Origin of the sequence: Citrobacter sp. (assembly GCF_050252275.1) — a bacterium.
Classification (GTDB): domain Bacteria; phylum Pseudomonadota; class Gammaproteobacteria; order Enterobacterales; family Enterobacteriaceae; genus Citrobacter_A; species Citrobacter_A amalonaticus.
Genome location: NZ_JBFWLF010000085.1, coordinates 1 through 15,287, shown reverse-complemented (window position 1 = coordinate 15,287; position 15,287 = coordinate 1). Strand labels below are relative to the sequence as shown.

Sequence of the window (15,287 nt, the reverse complement as noted above, 5' to 3'; positions counted from 1 at the left end):
GTCCAGACGGCGGCATTGATTTGTGGGATCAGCTGCAGGCTGAACGCCTCGACCAGAATGCGATGCGTGGTTTAAATCGCGATAGTATTCGAACCGAGCACGTTAAGCAGACTGGATTCACGCATACCGAAGCGCTGCTCATACTGATAAAACAGCTTCATGATCAGCACAATAGAGACCAACGACAGCAGCAATGAGACGTTAAACAGCCATGCGGCGATAGCCAGCACGAAGGCAGCTGCGCAGGGCAGCGCATATCGGCGCAACGGCACTTCTTTAATCCCTGCCATCAGCGGGACGCCAAACCAGGCGCCAAGGCTGTAATACGGCAGGTTGCGGATCACACTGTTCATTCCCCACCACGGGGTGGCAGCAAAGTTGACCGTCACGCTCAGTACAACAAACAGGGCGAACAGCGGCACGGCCCAGCGGCTGAACACTTTACAGACTATGAAATAGACAATGAGCGCATACAGATACCACAGGCTGGTGCTGGCAGTCAGCATGCCGTGAAGGAACTGGCTAACGGAACTGGCGTAAGCGGCGTTGGACGCATGAAGCAGATCGCGTGACGGTGCCAGCCAGTTGTTCAGGGCGTTGAGCGCCAGCCACTGGACCACTCCCCACAGCGCCAGCACCCAGAAAATACTCCAGATTCGCTTATTAACGCTTTCTTTCCAGCTCACGCTGTCGATATAGCGGCGAATCAAAAAGCCCGAGATAAAGAAAAATACCGGCATGCGAAACGGGGCGAGATAGAGATTAAAGTAAACCCAGCATTTCGACAGCAGCTGTGAAAGGGACAACTGGAAGTGGGTCAGATGCGGGTAAAAGGTGATGACTGAGTGATAGATGACGACCAGACAGATACATAACCCTTTGATTTTATTAATCCATAGTTCTTTCTTTTTCATCAGGACAGTGCGCTCGCGTTATTCAACATAGCCTGTGATCCTGCGGGGTGACTCTGGCGCTGTAATGCGTAACATTCTGTTTTTGATTTTTTTAAGAAAAGGATCAGGGTCAGCGAGGACGGTATCCTGCGCTTGTCACGCGGTGGATCCCTTTCATCTGTGTACTGACGAACACTTACGGTTCAGGCGTTTACCCATGCGGCTTTCGCTTATATACTCGTGACTTTGCTAACAGCAACCAGACGGATTTCATGTACCAACCTGTCGCTCTATTCATCGGCCTGCGTTACATGCGCGGGCGTGCAGCAGATCGCTTCGGTCGCTTTGTCTCCTGGCTTTCCACCATCGGCATTACCCTTGGGGTGATGGCGTTGGTCACGGTTTTGTCAGTGATGAACGGTTTTGAACGTGAACTGCAAAATAACATCCTGGGGTTGATGCCCCAGGCCATCCTTTCTGCGGAACAAGGCTCTCTGAATCCACAGCAACTGCCGGAAAGCGCTGTAAAACTGAACGGTGTCAATCGTATTGCGCTGCTGACAACCGGCGATGTCGTGCTGCAAAGCGCGCGCAGCGTGGCGGTCGGGGTGATGTTGGGTATCGACCCGGCACAAAAAGATCCGCTTACGCCGTATCTGGTCAATGTGAAGCAAACCGATCTGCAGCCAGGCAAGTATAATGTCATCCTTGGTGAGCAGCTCGCAGGCCAGTTGGGGGTCAATCGTGGCGATCAGATCCGCGTGATGGTGCCGTCTGCCAGTCAGTTCACGCCGATGGGCCGTCTGCCAAGCCAGCGTCTGTTTACCGTGATCGGCACCTTTGCAGCGAACAGCGAAGTCGATGGTTACCAGATGTTGACCAATATTCAGGACGCCTCGCGCATCATGCGCTACCCGGCCGGGAATATCACCGGTTGGCGTTTGTGGCTGAATGAGCCGCTGAAGGTGGACTCGCTCAGTCAGCAGACGTTGCCGGAAGGGACGAGATGGCAGGACTGGCGCGAGCGTAAAGGCGAGCTGTTCCAGGCCGTGCGGATGGAAAAGAACATGATGGGGCTGCTGTTGAGCCTGATCGTAGCGGTTGCCGCGTTCAATATTATTACCTCGTTGGGTCTGATGGTGATGGAGAAGCAGGGAGAAGTGGCTATTTTGCAAACGCAGGGGCTGACGCCGCGACAGATCATGATGGTCTTTATGGTGCAGGGGGCCAGCGCCGGGATTATTGGCGCACTGCTGGGTGCCGCGCTGGGTGCGCTGTTGGCCAGTCAGCTCAATACCCTGATGCCGGTGATCGGTATCCTGCTGGATGGTGCGGCGCTGCCGGTGGCGATCGAGCCGCTGCAGGTCATCGTCATTGCGCTGGTGGCAATGGCCATCGCGCTACTTTCCACGCTTTATCCTTCCTGGCGCGCTGCCGCCACTCAACCCGCTGAGGCTTTACGTTATGAATAAGATCCTGTTGCAATGCGACAAACTGTGCAAACGCTATCAGGAAGGTTCCGTGCAAACCGACGTGTTGCACGATGTCAGCTTCAGCGTGGGCGAAGGCGAAATGATGGCGATTGTCGGCAGCTCCGGCTCCGGCAAAAGTACGTTGTTGCACCTGCTGGGCGGGCTGGATACCCCGACCTCCGGCGATGTCATTTTTAGCGGTCAGCCGATGAGTAAACTGTCGTCGGCGGCGAAAGCGGAGCTGCGTAATCAGAAGCTCGGCTTTATTTATCAGTTCCACCACCTGCTGCCGGATTTCACCGCGCTGGAAAACGTGGCGATGCCGCTGCTGATTGGCAAACACAAACCGGCTGAAATTAACGCACGAGCGCGTGAAATGCTGAAAGCAGTAGGGCTGGATCATCGTGCCAGCCATCGTCCGTCTGAACTCTCCGGCGGTGAGCGTCAGCGTGTGGCGATTGCCCGCGCGCTGGTCAACAACCCGCGACTGGTGCTGGCGGATGAACCAACGGGTAATCTGGATGCGCGCAACGCCGACAGCATCTTCCAGCTTCTGGGCGAATTGAACCGCTCGCAGGGCACCGCGTTTCTGGTCGTCACCCACGATCTGCAACTGGCGAAGCGCATGAGTCGCCAACTGGAAATGCGTGACGGACGCCTGACGGCAGAACTGAGCCTGATGGGGGCGGAGTAATGGCCTCGCCTTTATCGTTATTAATCGGTCTGCGCTTTAGCCGGGGACGGCGGCGCAGCGGTATGGTATCGCTGATTTCGGTGATCTCGACTATCGGTATCGCGCTGGGGGTGGCGGTTCTGATCGTCGGCCTGAGCGCGATGAACGGCTTCGAGCGTGAGCTGAACAACCGTATTCTGGCTGTGGTGCCGCACGGCGAGATTGAGGCGGTTAATCAACCGTGGACCAACTGGCGCGACGCGCTGGAGAAGGTACAAAAGGTGCCGGGTATTACCGCCGCGGCGCCGTACATCAACTTTACCGGACTGGTGGAGAGCGGGGCGAATTTGCGCGCTATTCAGGTAAAAGGCGTGGATCCGCAGCAGGAACAGCGTTTGAGCGCGCTGCCCTCGTTTGTGCAGAATAACGCCTGGGCTGATTTTAAAGCTGGTGAACAACAAATCATTATCGGTAAGGGCGTTGCAGACGCGCTGAAGGTGAAGCAGGGGGACTGGGTCTCCATCATGATCCCCAATTCAAATGCCGATCATAAGCTGATGCAGCCGAAACGCGTGCGGCTACACGTTGCTGGCATTTTGCAGTTAAGCGGTCAACTGGATCACAGCTTCGCGATGATCCCGATGGCCGATGCCCAGCAGTATCTGGAGATGAACAACACGGTTTCCGGCATTGCGCTGAAGGTCAACGACGTTTTCAACGCTAACAAACTGGTGCGTGATGCTGGTGAAGTGACCAACAGCTATGTTTACATCAAGAGCTGGATTGGCACCTATGGCTATATGTACCGCGATATCCAGATGATTCGCGCCATTATGTATCTGGCGATGGTGCTGGTGATCGGTGTCGCCTGTTTTAACATTGTCTCAACATTAGTGATGGCGGTAAAAGACAAGAGTGGCGATATTGCGGTATTAAGAACGCTGGGGGCGAAAGATGGCCTGATCCGCGCCATTTTTGTCTGGTACGGTTTGCTGGCAGGACTGTTCGGCAGCCTGATCGGCATGGTCATTGGTGTGGTGGTTTCGCTACAGCTAACGCCAATCATTAACGGCATCGAAACGCTGATCGGCCATCAGTTCCTTTCCGGGGATATCTATTTTATCGACTTCCTGCCATCCGAATTGCACTGGCTGGATGTGATTTATGTGCTGGTCACCGCACTGTTGCTGAGTTTGTTGGCGAGTTGGTATCCGGCGCGGCGCGCCAGTAACATCGATCCTGCAAGAGTACTTAGCGGCCAGTAACCATAATTGCGTGAGAGATACACAACAACCTCCCTGTGACCAGAACAGCGGCCACCTGAAGGATGAAGTGTATAAAACAAGGAGCGGCAATGTATTACGGGTTTGATATTGGTGGGACAAAAATTGCGCTAGGCGTCTTTGACAACGAGCGGAAATTACAGTGGGAAAAGCGAGTTCCCACGCCGCGCGAAAGCTATGACGCTTTTTTAGAGGCCGTTTGCGGGCTGGTGGCGGAAGCCGACCAGCGTTTTGGCGTGAAAGGTTCGGTGGGCATTGGTATCCCCGGAATGCCGGCAACCGACGATGGCACGCTGTATGCCGCGAATGTCCCTGCTGCCAGTGGCAAACCCCTGCGCGCCGATCTTAGCGCGCGCCTTGATCGCGACGTTCGTCTCGACAACGATGCAAACTGTTTTGCCTTGTCTGAAGCCTGGGATGATGAATTCACCCGCTATCCGCTGGTGATGGGCCTGATTCTGGGCACCGGGGTGGGAGGCGGTTTAATCCTCAACGGAAAACCGATTACCGGGCGCAGTTACATTACCGGCGAGTTTGGTCATATGCGTCTGCCGGTCGATGCGCTCACCCTGATGGGGCTCGATTTCCCGTTGCGCCGCTGTGGCTGCGGTCAACTCGGTTGTATTGAAAATTATCTGTCCGGGCGAGGGTTTGCCTGGTTGTATCAGCATTATTATCATCAACCGTTACAGGCGCCTGAAATCATTTCACTGTGGGAGCAAGGCGATGAACAGGCGCGGGCGCATGTTGAGCGTTATCTGGATTTGCTGGCGGTGTGTCTGGGAAATATCCTGACCATTGTCGACCCGGATCTGGTCGTCATCGGTGGCGGATTGTCGAATTTTACCGCCATTACCACCGATCTGGCGGACAGACTGCCGCGTCATCTGCTGCCTGTAGCACGAGTGCCCCGCATTGAGCGAGCACGACATGGTGATGCCGGTGGGATGCGTGGTGCTGCCTTCTTACATCTTACCGATTAATCAAAAGAGGTTGCTATGCTGTCGCGTCGGGGTCATCGGTTAAGTCGATTTCGGAAAAACAAACGCCATCTGCGCGAACGCCTTCGTCAACGGATCTTTTTCAGAGACAGAGTGGTACCGGAAGTGATGGAAAAACCAAGAGTTTTGGTGCTTACAGGGGCAGGGATCTCCGCGGAGTCTGGTATTCGTACCTTCCGCGCCGCTGATGGACTGTGGGAAGAACACCGGGTTGAAGATGTGGCGACGCCGGAAGGCTTTGCCCGTAATCCCGCGCTGGTGCAGTCATTCTATAATGCCCGCCGTCGGCAATTGCAGCAGCCTGAAATCCAGCCTAATCCGGCGCACATCGCGCTGGCAAAGCTGGAAGAGGCATTGGGCGACCGCTTTTTGCTGGTGACACAGAATATCGATAACTTGCATGAGCGGGCGGGTAACCAGAACATCATCCATATGCATGGCGAGCTGTTGAAAGTGCACTGCTCGCAGAGCGGACAAATTCTGGAGTGGACGGGCGATGTGACGCCGGAAGATAAATGTCACTGCTGCCAGTTTCCTGCGCCGCTGCGTCCGCACGTGGTGTGGTTTGGTGAGATGCCGCTCGGGATGGATGAAATCTATATGGCGCTGGCCATGGCGGACGTTTTTATCGCCATCGGCACCTCCGGACACGTTTATCCGGCGGCTGGTTTTGTCCACGAAGCGAAGCTGCATGGCGCGCATACGGTTGAGCTGAATCTGGAACCAAGCCAGGTCGGCAGTGAGTTTGAAGAGAAATATTACGGTCCGGCAAGCCAGGTTGTACCTGAGTTTGTGGAGAAGTTATTGAAAGGTTTGTAATAAAAAGGCCCGGATTTTCCGGGCCTTTTGCTGGATTAGCGTCCTGCTTTTAGCTTCTGATAATACTCTTCGTAAATTGTGCTGGCGGAGCCTACATCGTTCTGCCATTCGCCTTTGCTGATGGTTTCTGCATCCGGATAGAGTGATTTATCGTTGGCGATTTCCGGGCTTAACAGCTTACGTGCCGCCAGGTTTGGCGTCGGATAGCCGATGGTTTCCGCCACTTCCTTCGCCACGTCCGGGCGCAGCAGGAAGTTGATCAACTTCAGCGCGCCTTCTTTGTTTTTGGCGTTTGCCGGAATCGAAAGGCTGTCCATCCAGAAGATCCCGCCTTCTTTCGGCCAGACCACTTCCAGCGGCGTACCGGCCTGACGGGCGACGAAGGCAGAGCCGTTCCACACCATCCCCAGATTCACTTCGCCTTCCATATATGGATTCGCCGGGTTGTCAGAGTTAAACGCGGCAACGTTAGGCATCAGCTTTTTCAGCTCGTTATAGGCTGCTTCAATCTCTTTAGGATCGGTGGTGTTGCCGGAATAGCCCAGTTTACGCAGCGCCATCTGGAACACTTCGCGCGCATCGTCGGTCAGCAGCAGACTGCCTTTGTATTCCGGTTTCCACAGGTCAGCCCAACGGGTGACGGTTTTCGGATCGATGCTGTCGCTGTTCACGCCAATGGCCGTCGCGCCCCAGATGTACGGAATGGAGTAGTCGTTGTTGGGATCGAACGGCTTGTTCAGCATCTCTGGATCGAGATTGTTGAAGTTGGATAACTTCGACTTATCAATCTTCTGAATCATGCCTTCTTTACGCATTTTATCGACATAGTAAGTCGATGGCACGACCAGGTCATATGCGCCGTCTTTGTACGTTTTGAGCTTGGCGTACATGGTTTCATTCGACTCGTAGGTCGAGTAAATAACCTTGATGCCGGTCTCTTTAGTGAACTGTTCCAGCAGTCCTGGCGGAACATACTCGGTCCAGTTGTAGAAATAGAGTGTTTTACTGTCGTCCGCGTGCGCAGCGCTGATTCCCATGACGAGAGCGCCTGCCGCGAGCAGGTGGCGTGACCATTTTTTCATTTTAACGTCCCCTGAACTTTAGTTTTATCACGAGCAATAAGTTGGCTGGCGATCACCAGAACCAGCGATAACACCAACAGAATGGTCGCCAGCGCATTCACCTCCGGTGAAACGCCGACTTTCACCATTGAGTAGATCTTCAACGGTAGAATTTCATAACCCGGCCCGGTGACGAACGACGAAACCACCACATCGTCCATCGACAGGGTAAAGCTCAACAACCAGCCAGCGGCGACTGCTGGCATCGCTAATGGCAGAATGATTTTACGCAGGATAGTCATTTCGCTGGCACCCAGATCTTTTGCTGCTTCCAGCATCCGCACGTCAAACCCCTTCAGCCGCGAATAGACCGTCACAACCACGAAAGGCAGGCAGAAGGTGATATGTGAGAACAGTAGTGACCAGAAGCCCAACTGAATGCCCAGCAGCATAAACAGCACCAGCAGTGAAATCGCCATCACGATATCCGGCGACATCATGACCACAAACAGCATCCCGCTGACGAACGGCTTGCCGCGAAAACGGTAGCGATACAGCGCCACGGCCGTTAGCGACCCGATAGCGGTGGCGAACGTTGCGGAAAAAATCGCCATCGTCAGCGAATGTTGCGCCGCCTGCAGCAGGCTATCGTTGTTCATCAGCAGGCCATACCATTTGGTGGTAAAGCCCTGCCAGTTAATGCCAAAGCGCGAGCTGTTAAAGGAGTTCACAATCAAAATAATGATCGGAATATACAGGTATGCGTAGATGGCGGTCATAAAACCGCCGCGAAGCAGACGACCGATCATTCGAGTTCTCCCTTTTTGTTCAGCAATCGGGAGGCGCGCCAGTAAACCAGCAGCATCAGGCCCATCACAATCGTCAGGGTAATGCTGGTTGCGGCACCAAACGGCCAGTCGCGGATATTGAGGAACTGAACTTTAATTACGTTACCGATCAGCAGGTTTTTCGCGCCGCCCATCAGATCGGAGACGTAGAACAGTCCCATCGCGGGCAGCATTACCAGCAGGCAGCCCGCAATAATCCCTGGCATGGTCAGCGGAATGATGATCCGAATAAAGGTCTGCAATTTACTGGCACCCAGATCTTTTGCCGCTTCCAGCAACGGTCTGTCGAGTTTTTCAATGCTGGAATACAGTGGCATCACCATAAACGGCAGCAGGATATACACAAGACCAATAATGACTGCGCTCGGGGTAAACATAATGCGCATCGGCGTATCGATCACCCCGAGCCAAAGCAGAAACTCGTTCAGATAGCCCTTGGTGCTAAGGAAAATTTTCAGCCCGTAGATGCGGATCAGCGAGTTGGTCCAGAAGGGAACAATCAGCAGAAACAGCAGCAGTGGGCGGACTTTCTCTGGCAGTCGCGCCAGAAACCAGGCAAATGGATAGCCGAGCACGAGGCAGGCGAGGGTGGCGATCAGCGCCATATTCAACGAGTGCAACAGCACTTCAAAATAGAGCGGATCGAGCAGGCGCGCGTAGTTGTCCAGCGTAAAGACCATTTTGACGAAGCTGGCATCGTCGCGGGTCAAAAAGCTGGTGCCAATGATCATCAGGTTGGGCAGAAAGACAAACAACACAAGCCAACCGACGATAGTGACAATCACCACATTCTGGAATTTACTTGTGTTCTTCATCAGCCAGTACGACCTCCCAGCTTTCTACCCAGTTAATGGCCATTTTCTGGTCGAGAGAGTGGTCAAAGTCCGGGTCATCTTCGTTGAAGAATTCGCTGACCATCACCATCTTGCCATTTTCCAGTTCAACCACCGACTCCAGCGTCATACCTTTATAGTTACGTTCACGGACATAGCCGATCAGGCCGTCAATGTGGTTGTCATCGTTGATTTCATCCACGCGCAAATCTTCCGGGCGTAACAGAACGTGCAGTTTCTGTCCTGGCTCAACGGAGAAGTTGACGTAGATATTGCATTCACGGCCTTCGACGTTAGCACGAACGCGCTGTTCGTCCAGACGCTCGATCACCGTGGCGTTAAACATATTGATTTCGCCAATGAATCCGGCGACGAACAGGTTTTTCGGCTCTTCGTAAATTTCACGCGGCGTGCCGTCTTGTTCGATGCGCCCATCGCGCATCACGACGATGCGATCGGACATGGTCAGGGCTTCTTCCTGATCGTGCGTCACGAACACGAACGTGATGCCGAGCTTACGCTGCAAGGCTTTCAGTTCGTTCTGCATCTGCTTTCGCAGCTTATAGTCCAGCGCGGAGAGGGATTCATCCAGCAGCAACAGGCGGGGTTTATTGACCACCGCACGGGCAATCGCTACGCGCTGCTGTTGGCCGCCGGAAAGTTGATGTGGTTTACGCTGGGCAAACTCTTCCAGTTGCACCATCCGCAGGGCTTCCAGTACGCGTGGCGTGATGTCGGCTGCAGGGGTTTTCTGCATACGCAAACCGAAGGCCACATTTTCAAAAACAGTCATGTGGGGGAATAGCGCATAGCTTTGAAAGACGGTATTCACATAACGGTTTTCTGCCGGTACGTGAGTGATATCCTCGTTATCGAGCATGATGTGCCCGGAATCTACGGTTTCCAGACCGGCAATCAGGCGCAAAACGGTTGTTTTACCGCAGCCAGAAGGGCCAAGCAGCGTGAGGAACTCGCCATTATTGATTGTCAAATCCAGTTCAGAAATGACCTCTTTTCCATCGAAGCTTTTGCTGATACCTGACAAAAGAACCAGCGGTGAAAGCGAACGCGGTTGTTTATTCAATTTTTTACTCTGTCCCATGTAGACGCAACGGATGGCTGACCGATGCGGGGTTTGTGGTTGACCACCTTGGTGACTCTTAATGAGGGCCGTAATTCTACGGCAAACCGTTGTCATCGCCAATGTTTGTTGCTAATTACTCTACACTTCATCCTTCAGACTGCCTGTTTGTAGGCTGCACTCACATACCCCAGTCACGTACGGTTTGTTCGCGCCTGGGGGATTCATGCGCTTGCCGCCGCGATGCATCCTGTACGCTTTTGTGGATATATTTCCTGAATAAAGGGGTCCGGAAGCGAAATATTCTCGTTTGCGGGGATAAAAGTGACCTGACGCAATATTTGTCTTTTGTGGCTTACTGATAATGTTGTCACAAATAGTGAGGGTGACTGCATGGATAAACTACTTGAGCGTTTTTTACACTACGTTTCATTGGATACCCAATCGAAAGCGGGTGTGAGACAGGTTCCCAGTACCGAGGGACAGTGGAAGTTATTAAATTTGCTCAAACAGCAGCTCGAAGAGATGGATCTGGTCAATGTGACATTAAGTGACAAAGGGACGCTGATGGCAACGTTGCCGGCGAATGTCCCTGGCGATATCCCTGCTATTGGCTTCATTTCCCATGTGGATACCTCACCGGATTTCAGCGGTAAGCACGTGAATCCGCAGATCGTGGAGAACTATCGCGGCGGTGATATCGCGCTGGGCATTGGCGATGAAGTGTTGTCGCCGGTGATGTTCCCGGTGCTGCATCAGTTGCTTGGTCAAACGCTGATCACCACCGACGGCAAAACGCTGCTGGGGGCGGACGACAAAGCGGGTGTGGCGGAAATCATGACCGCGCTGGCGGTACTGAAGCATAAAAATATTCCACATGGCGATATTCGCGTCGCTTTTACACCGGACGAAGAGGTGGGCAAAGGGGCGAAACACTTTGATGTAGCAGCCTTTGACGCCAAATGGGCCTATACCGTCGACGGCGGCGGCGTGGGTGAACTTGAGTTTGAGAACTTCAATGCCGCTTCGGTGAATATCAAAATCGTCGGCAATAACGTGCATCCGGGGACGGCAAAAGGCGTGATGGTCAACGCATTATCGCTGGCGGCGCGCATTCACGCCGAGGTTCCTGCGGATGAAAGCCCGGAAATGACCGAAGGATATGAGGGCTTCTACCATCTGGCGAGCATGAAAGGCACCGTGGATCGCGCCGATATGCACTACATCATTCGCGACTTCGACCGCAAACAGTTTGAAGCGCGCAAACGTAAGATGATGGAGATTGCCAGGAAGGTCGGGAAGGGGCTGCATCCGGATTGCTATATTGAACTGGTGATTGAAGACAGTTATTACAATATGCGCGAAAAAGTGGTTGAGCATCCGCATGTTCTGGATATCGCACAGCAGGCGATGCGTGACTGCGATATTCAACCAGATATGAAGCCGATTCGCGGCGGTACCGACGGCGCACAGCTCTCTTTCATGGGATTACCGTGCCCGAATCTGTTCACCGGCGGCTACAACTATCATGGCAAGCATGAGTTTGTGACGCTGGAAGGGATGGAAAAAGCGGTGCAGGTGATTGTGCGGATTGCCGAATTAACGGCGAAGCGGTCGTAGCGTGGTTGATGCCGGCTGACGCGACGCTTATCTGGCCTACAGGACATGTGAACCGTAGGCCGGATAAGACGCGTTAGCGCCGCCATCCGGCATCGTTTCAATGCTACCCTTCGAAGAACCAGTACCCGCTGTTAACCAGGGCTGCCAGCATCGCGAGGAACGATGGATCTTCCAGCGCGTCACCAAAGTTCTCTGCTGTCAGCACGATATGGCTGGCAAGGGCTTCCAGCGCCGGACGGTGCGGAGAATCAATTCTCTCGCCGTTGGCATAAACGTCATCCCCCACACGCAGTACCCGTAACCCCCCCAGACGCACCAGCACATCGCCTTGTTTCAGGGCATCGTAGATTTCATCAGGCTGATATGGCGGCTCCGGTGGCGCAATATCCAGTTCATGACGCGACTGGGAGATAAACTCGCCAAACCACTGTTTAAAATGCTCCGGCTGATTAATCAGATCCAGCATCATAGTGCGTAGTTTGTCCATCTCCTGCGGCAGGACGTCAGCAGGATGCTCACGTGACGGCATGTCCGGGTCGCTGTAATAAGTACTGCCCAGCTCACGTTGCAGGACGTAGTCGGCAAACCCGCTGATCAGTTCACGGGTGTTTGGCGCGCGGAAACCGACGGAATAGTTCATCGCGTTTTCCAGCGCATAGCCTTCATGCGGGAATCCTGGCGGAATGTAGAGAATATCGCCCGGCTCCAGTTCTTCATCGATGATGGCTTCAAAAGGATCGACCTGCAGCAGGTCCGGATGCGGGCAGTGCTGCTTCATCTGCAACTTCTCACCCACGCGCCAGCGACGACGACCGGTTCCCTGAATGATAAACACATCATACTGATCGAGATGGGGACCTACGCCGCCGCCAGGGACCGAGAATGAGATCATCAGATCGTCGATACGCCAGTCAGGCAGGGCGCGGAAGGGGCGCATCAGCGCGGCGGTTGGCTCATGCCAGTGGTTCACCGCCTGCACCAGTAACGACCAGTTATTCTCGCCGAGATGGTCATAGCTTTCGAACGGACCATGGCTTACCTGCCATTTGCCATCCTGATGGCTTACCAGGCGGCTATCGACTTCACTTTCCATCGCCAGCCCTGCCAGTTCGTCAGGGGAGAGGGGATCGATGAAGTTACTAAAGCCGCGTTTTAACACCACTGGGCGTTTTTGCCAGTGACGTTCAAGAAATTCGGGCCAGTTGAGTGTTAATTGGTATTCCATATTGAGCTTCCACAGGCTGGGGCGGGTATCTGTCACCGATTATAACGGATGCTTAACCAGATGCGTGCAGTTGGCTCATATTTATTACATTTTGGTTTAGTCGTCTTTCGGCCCCGGCTGTTGATGTCCAAAAATGACTTCCATACGTGCACCGCCGAGCAGGATGTCGCTGGCAACGATTTTGCCATCGTATTGCTCGGTAATTTCTCGCGCCACGGCCAACCCGACCCCTTGCCCCGGACGCATCGTATCCACGCGTTGACCGCGGTCAAAGACCAGATCGCGCTTGCTGAGTGGGATCCCTGGACCGTCATCTTCCACCACGATGTACAGATGATCGTCGGTCTGGCGGGCAGAAATCTCAACAAACTCGAGACAGTACTTGCAGGCATTATCCAGCACGTTGCCCATCACCTCGACAAAATCGTTCTGCTCGCCGACAAAGCTGATTTCCGGTGAGATATCGAGGCTAATGTTCACGCCTTTACGCTGATACACTTTGTTCAGCGCCGAGGTGAGATTATCCAGTAGAGGTGCGACCGGATGCAGCTCGCGGCTCAGCAGGACACCCCCGCCGCGCATACTGGCGCGATGCAGATAGTAGCCGATTTGCTGTGAAATCCGGCTGATCTGTTCGAGCATTACCGGTTCTGCCTCGCTGACGCTCATCTTATCGCTACGCATCGAACGCAACGTACTTTGCAGCACGGCGAGCGGCGTCTTCAGGCTGTGGGTGAGATCGGTCAGCGTGGTGCGGTATTTGTCATAACGCTCGCGCTCGCTTTTCAATAGGCGGTTCAGGTTACGCACCAGGCTGGTCAACTCCCGCGTCGTTGCAGGGTTAAGCTGTTCGCGGTGGTGTTCTTCCAGTTCGCGCACCTCACGAGCCAGTGCCTCAATGGGGCGCAAACTCCACCAGGCCGCCACCCAGAGCAGGGGAATGACCAGCAACAGGTTGGCAGCCAGCACATAAATAAACCAACTCCAGACCATATACGAGCGTTTAAGCTCAATCGGAATGGTGTCTACCACCACAATCGTCAGTTGTGGCATGCGCGCGGTAGCCGGGTAGACGTTAACCGCTACCGAGTGGGTCATTTCGGCGTCGTCGTCATCTTCCCGAACCTCTTTCAATCGTTCCTGAACGGAGTGATCGTCATTGAGCAGCGAGCTGCTGGCGCTGATGTCGGCTTCTATTTCATGAAAACCATTACTTTTCAGCCAGTCGGGCTGAATCAGTCTGACCAGCCAAGGGACGTTACGCTGGGCCCACAGCAGTTTGCCGTTCTCATCATAGATCAACGACATCGTGGGACTCTGCATGTCGAGGTGCTCGGGAAGTTCGACGTGGATCTTATTACCTTCCCATTTTGCAAGCGTATAAAAGAGATTACTTTCGCCGCGCAGCAGACGAAACGTGGTCTTATCGAAACTCACGCTGTAGCCGATCAGCGCAACCATGCCATAGGCCAGAGAAAGCACCAGCACTACGCCTGCGGTGGCCAGCAGAAAACGCAGGCGCAGTGACAACGGAAAAAGATGACGCAACAGTTTATTCATCAGCGCAATTCAAAAAGATATCCCTGACCCCGCACAGTGGTAATGACTTCATCCGGATACTGCGCCTGTATTTTTTTACGCAGGCGGCCCATCAGCACGTCGATAGTGTGGCTTTCACGTAGCTCGGCGTCCGGATACAGCTGCAACATCAGCGAGTCTTTGCTGACCACTTTGCCATTATTGCGGATCAGCGTTTCCATGATGGTGTACTCAAACGCGGTCAGTTTGATCACTTCATCATTGACCGAGAGTTCGCGGCGCGAGAGATCAACCTGAAAAGGCGGAATAGAGATAATCTGCGAAGCGTGGCCGCTGTTACGGCGCATCAGCGCCTGCATCCGCGCGGCGACTTCCTCAATATGGAACGGCTTGGTGACGTAATCATCTGCACCTGCGCTCAGCACTTCCACTTTGTCCTGCCAGCTTTCACGGGCGGTGAGGACGAGAACCGGGAGAGAAACGTCATTGCTCCGCCAGCGGCGGATCAGTGAAAGTCCATCTTCATCCGGAAGACCCAAATCGACGATAGCGATGTCAGGCAGGTGTTCGTTAAGGTAATAATCGGCCTCTTTGGCATCTTCGGCGTCGTCAACCTGATGTCCGGCATCCTGAAGCTGAACTTTCAGGTGATGACGTAATAACGCATTATCCTCAACAACCAGTACACGCATCATCTTTTCTCACTCTATTTACGGTATGAATAGTTTAACGCTGATTATGTAAGTTGAAACCAGCACAATGAAATTAAATGACTTTTTTATCAGGCCCCGCCCTTGGGATAATCCCTGGAGCAATGCTGTTGGCATTTGATTATTCCGCAGGCTGACCTGGTCCTGGGTCATGTCACCAATCCACGTAGAATAAACCTCACACTCCATGCGAGCATCTTCATGCCCCATCTGGCGGGCACTGAATGAA

Annotated in this window: 13 protein-coding genes and 2 pseudogenes; 6 read left to right on the top strand and 9 right to left on the bottom strand. The window is 53.7% G+C overall.

The window, feature by feature from the left end; translation table 11 throughout:
- Nucleotides 1-914, bottom strand: a pseudogene (locus AB7E14_RS09490) (acyltransferase family protein); the annotation flags it as partial.
- 251 nt (nucleotides 915-1,165) lie between these two features.
- Here AB7E14_RS09490 and lolC point away from each other — a divergent pair.
- The 5 genes from lolC to cobB all read left to right on the top strand — a co-directional run bounded on the left by lolC (nucleotide 1,166) and on the right by cobB (nucleotide 6,141).
- Nucleotides 1,166-2,365: a lipoprotein-releasing ABC transporter permease subunit LolC gene (gene lolC, locus AB7E14_RS09485; protein ID WP_316962223.1), complete on the top strand. Its 1,200-nt coding sequence runs from the start codon at nucleotides 1,166-1,168 to the stop codon at nucleotides 2,363-2,365.
- The gene (gene lolD, locus AB7E14_RS09480) at nucleotides 2,358-3,059 is read left to right on the top strand and encodes a lipoprotein-releasing ABC transporter ATP-binding protein LolD (RefSeq protein ID WP_043000962.1); all 702 of its coding nucleotides are present in this window, start codon (nucleotides 2,358-2,360) and stop codon (nucleotides 3,057-3,059) included. Before lolC ends, lolD begins: the two co-directional genes overlap by 8 nt.
- Nucleotides 3,059-4,303, top strand: a complete 1,245-nt coding sequence (gene lolE, locus AB7E14_RS09475) for a lipoprotein-releasing ABC transporter permease subunit LolE (protein WP_316962224.1) — start codon at nucleotides 3,059-3,061, stop codon at nucleotides 4,301-4,303. The genes lolD and lolE overlap by 1 nt, the downstream gene beginning before the upstream one ends.
- An 89-nt stretch (nucleotides 4,304-4,392) precedes the next feature.
- On the top strand, nucleotides 4,393-5,304 hold the full coding sequence (nagK, locus tag AB7E14_RS09470) for an N-acetylglucosamine kinase (protein ID WP_316962225.1): 912 nt from the start codon (nucleotides 4,393-4,395) through the stop codon (nucleotides 5,302-5,304).
- Nucleotides 5,305-5,319: 15 nt separating this feature from the next.
- The gene (cobB, locus tag AB7E14_RS09465; RefSeq protein WP_043000959.1) at nucleotides 5,320-6,141 is read left to right on the top strand and encodes a Sir2 family NAD+-dependent deacetylase; all 822 of its coding nucleotides are present in this window, start codon (nucleotides 5,320-5,322) and stop codon (nucleotides 6,139-6,141) included.
- 35 nt (nucleotides 6,142-6,176) lie between these two features.
- Here cobB and potD read toward each other — a convergent pair whose 3' ends face one another.
- Genes potD through potA form a run of 4 tightly spaced genes read right to left on the bottom strand, consistent with a single transcriptional unit; the run spans nucleotide 6,177 to nucleotide 9,985 of the window.
- Entirely contained in the window at nucleotides 6,177-7,223 is a 1,047-nt protein-coding gene (gene potD / locus AB7E14_RS09460; RefSeq protein WP_044254924.1) for a spermidine/putrescine ABC transporter substrate-binding protein PotD, read from the bottom strand.
- Nucleotides 7,220-8,011 (bottom strand): spermidine/putrescine ABC transporter permease PotC, encoded by a 792-nt coding sequence (gene potC, locus AB7E14_RS09455; RefSeq protein ID WP_054176609.1) that lies wholly within the window; start codon nucleotides 8,009-8,011, stop codon nucleotides 7,220-7,222. Before potC ends, potD begins: the two co-directional genes overlap by 4 nt.
- Nucleotides 8,008-8,865, bottom strand: a complete 858-nt coding sequence (potB, locus tag AB7E14_RS09450; RefSeq protein ID WP_043000956.1) for a spermidine/putrescine ABC transporter permease PotB — start codon at nucleotides 8,863-8,865, stop codon at nucleotides 8,008-8,010. Before potB ends, potC begins: the two co-directional genes overlap by 4 nt.
- The gene (gene potA, locus AB7E14_RS09445; RefSeq protein WP_316962226.1) at nucleotides 8,849-9,985 is read right to left on the bottom strand and encodes a spermidine/putrescine ABC transporter ATP-binding protein PotA; all 1,137 of its coding nucleotides are present in this window, start codon (nucleotides 9,983-9,985) and stop codon (nucleotides 8,849-8,851) included. The genes potB and potA overlap by 17 nt, the downstream gene beginning before the upstream one ends.
- 372 nt (nucleotides 9,986-10,357) lie before the next feature.
- Here potA and pepT point away from each other — a divergent pair, with 372 nt between their 5' ends.
- The gene (gene pepT / locus AB7E14_RS09440; RefSeq protein ID WP_316962227.1) at nucleotides 10,358-11,584 is read left to right on the top strand and encodes a peptidase T; all 1,227 of its coding nucleotides are present in this window, start codon (nucleotides 10,358-10,360) and stop codon (nucleotides 11,582-11,584) included.
- A 103-nt stretch (nucleotides 11,585-11,687) separates the two neighbouring features.
- Here pepT and roxA read toward each other — a convergent pair whose 3' ends face one another.
- The 4 genes and pseudogenes from roxA to AB7E14_RS09420 form a co-directional block, all read right to left on the bottom strand.
- A complete protein-coding gene (gene roxA, locus AB7E14_RS09435; RefSeq protein ID WP_316962228.1) occupies nucleotides 11,688-12,809 on the bottom strand; it encodes a [50S ribosomal protein L16]-arginine 3-hydroxylase in 1,122 nt (373 codons plus the stop codon).
- Nucleotides 12,810-12,905: 96 nt separating this feature from the next.
- Nucleotides 12,906-14,369, bottom strand: coding sequence for a two-component system sensor histidine kinase PhoQ (phoQ, locus tag AB7E14_RS09430; RefSeq protein WP_428169485.1), 1,464 nt, complete (start codon nucleotides 14,367-14,369; stop codon nucleotides 12,906-12,908).
- Complete coding sequence (gene phoP / locus AB7E14_RS09425) at nucleotides 14,369-15,040, bottom strand: two-component system response regulator PhoP (protein ID WP_043000951.1); 672 nt, start codon at nucleotides 15,038-15,040, stop codon at nucleotides 14,369-14,371. Before phoP ends, phoQ begins: the two co-directional genes overlap by 1 nt.
- An 18-nt stretch (nucleotides 15,041-15,058) precedes the next feature.
- Nucleotides 15,059-15,287, bottom strand: a pseudogene (locus AB7E14_RS09420) (hypothetical protein); the annotation flags it as partial.

Bases quoted from the DNA above. Each gene is read 5' to 3' on its own strand.
- potC (WP_054176609.1), bottom strand. From the start codon at position 8,011: ATGATCGGTCGTCTGCTTCGCGGCGGTTTTATGACCGCCATCTACGCA.
- phoP (WP_043000951.1), bottom strand. From the start codon at position 15,040: ATGCGTGTACTGGTTGTTGAGGATAATGCGTTATTACGTCATCACCTG.
- nagK (WP_316962225.1), top strand. From the start codon at position 4,393: ATGTATTACGGGTTTGATATTGGTGGGACAAAAATTGCGCTAGGCGTC.
- lolD (WP_043000962.1), top strand. From the start codon at position 2,358: ATGAATAAGATCCTGTTGCAATGCGACAAACTGTGCAAACGCTATCAG.
- potA (WP_316962226.1), bottom strand. From the start codon at position 9,985: ATGGGACAGAGTAAAAAATTGAATAAACAACCGCGTTCGCTTTCACCG.
- cobB (WP_043000959.1), top strand. From the start codon at position 5,320: ATGCTGTCGCGTCGGGGTCATCGGTTAAGTCGATTTCGGAAAAACAAA.
- pepT (WP_316962227.1), top strand. From the start codon at position 10,358: ATGGATAAACTACTTGAGCGTTTTTTACACTACGTTTCATTGGATACC.
- phoQ (WP_428169485.1), bottom strand. From the start codon at position 14,369: ATGAATAAACTGTTGCGTCATCTTTTTCCGTTGTCACTGCGCCTGCGT.
- potB (WP_043000956.1), bottom strand. From the start codon at position 8,865: ATGAAGAACACAAGTAAATTCCAGAATGTGGTGATTGTCACTATCGTC.
- lolE (WP_316962224.1), top strand. From the start codon at position 3,059: ATGGCCTCGCCTTTATCGTTATTAATCGGTCTGCGCTTTAGCCGGGGA.
- roxA (WP_316962228.1), bottom strand. From the start codon at position 12,809: ATGGAATACCAATTAACACTCAACTGGCCCGAATTTCTTGAACGTCAC.
- potD (WP_044254924.1), bottom strand. From the start codon at position 7,223: ATGAAAAAATGGTCACGCCACCTGCTCGCGGCAGGCGCTCTCGTCATG.
- lolC (WP_316962223.1), top strand. From the start codon at position 1,166: ATGTACCAACCTGTCGCTCTATTCATCGGCCTGCGTTACATGCGCGGG.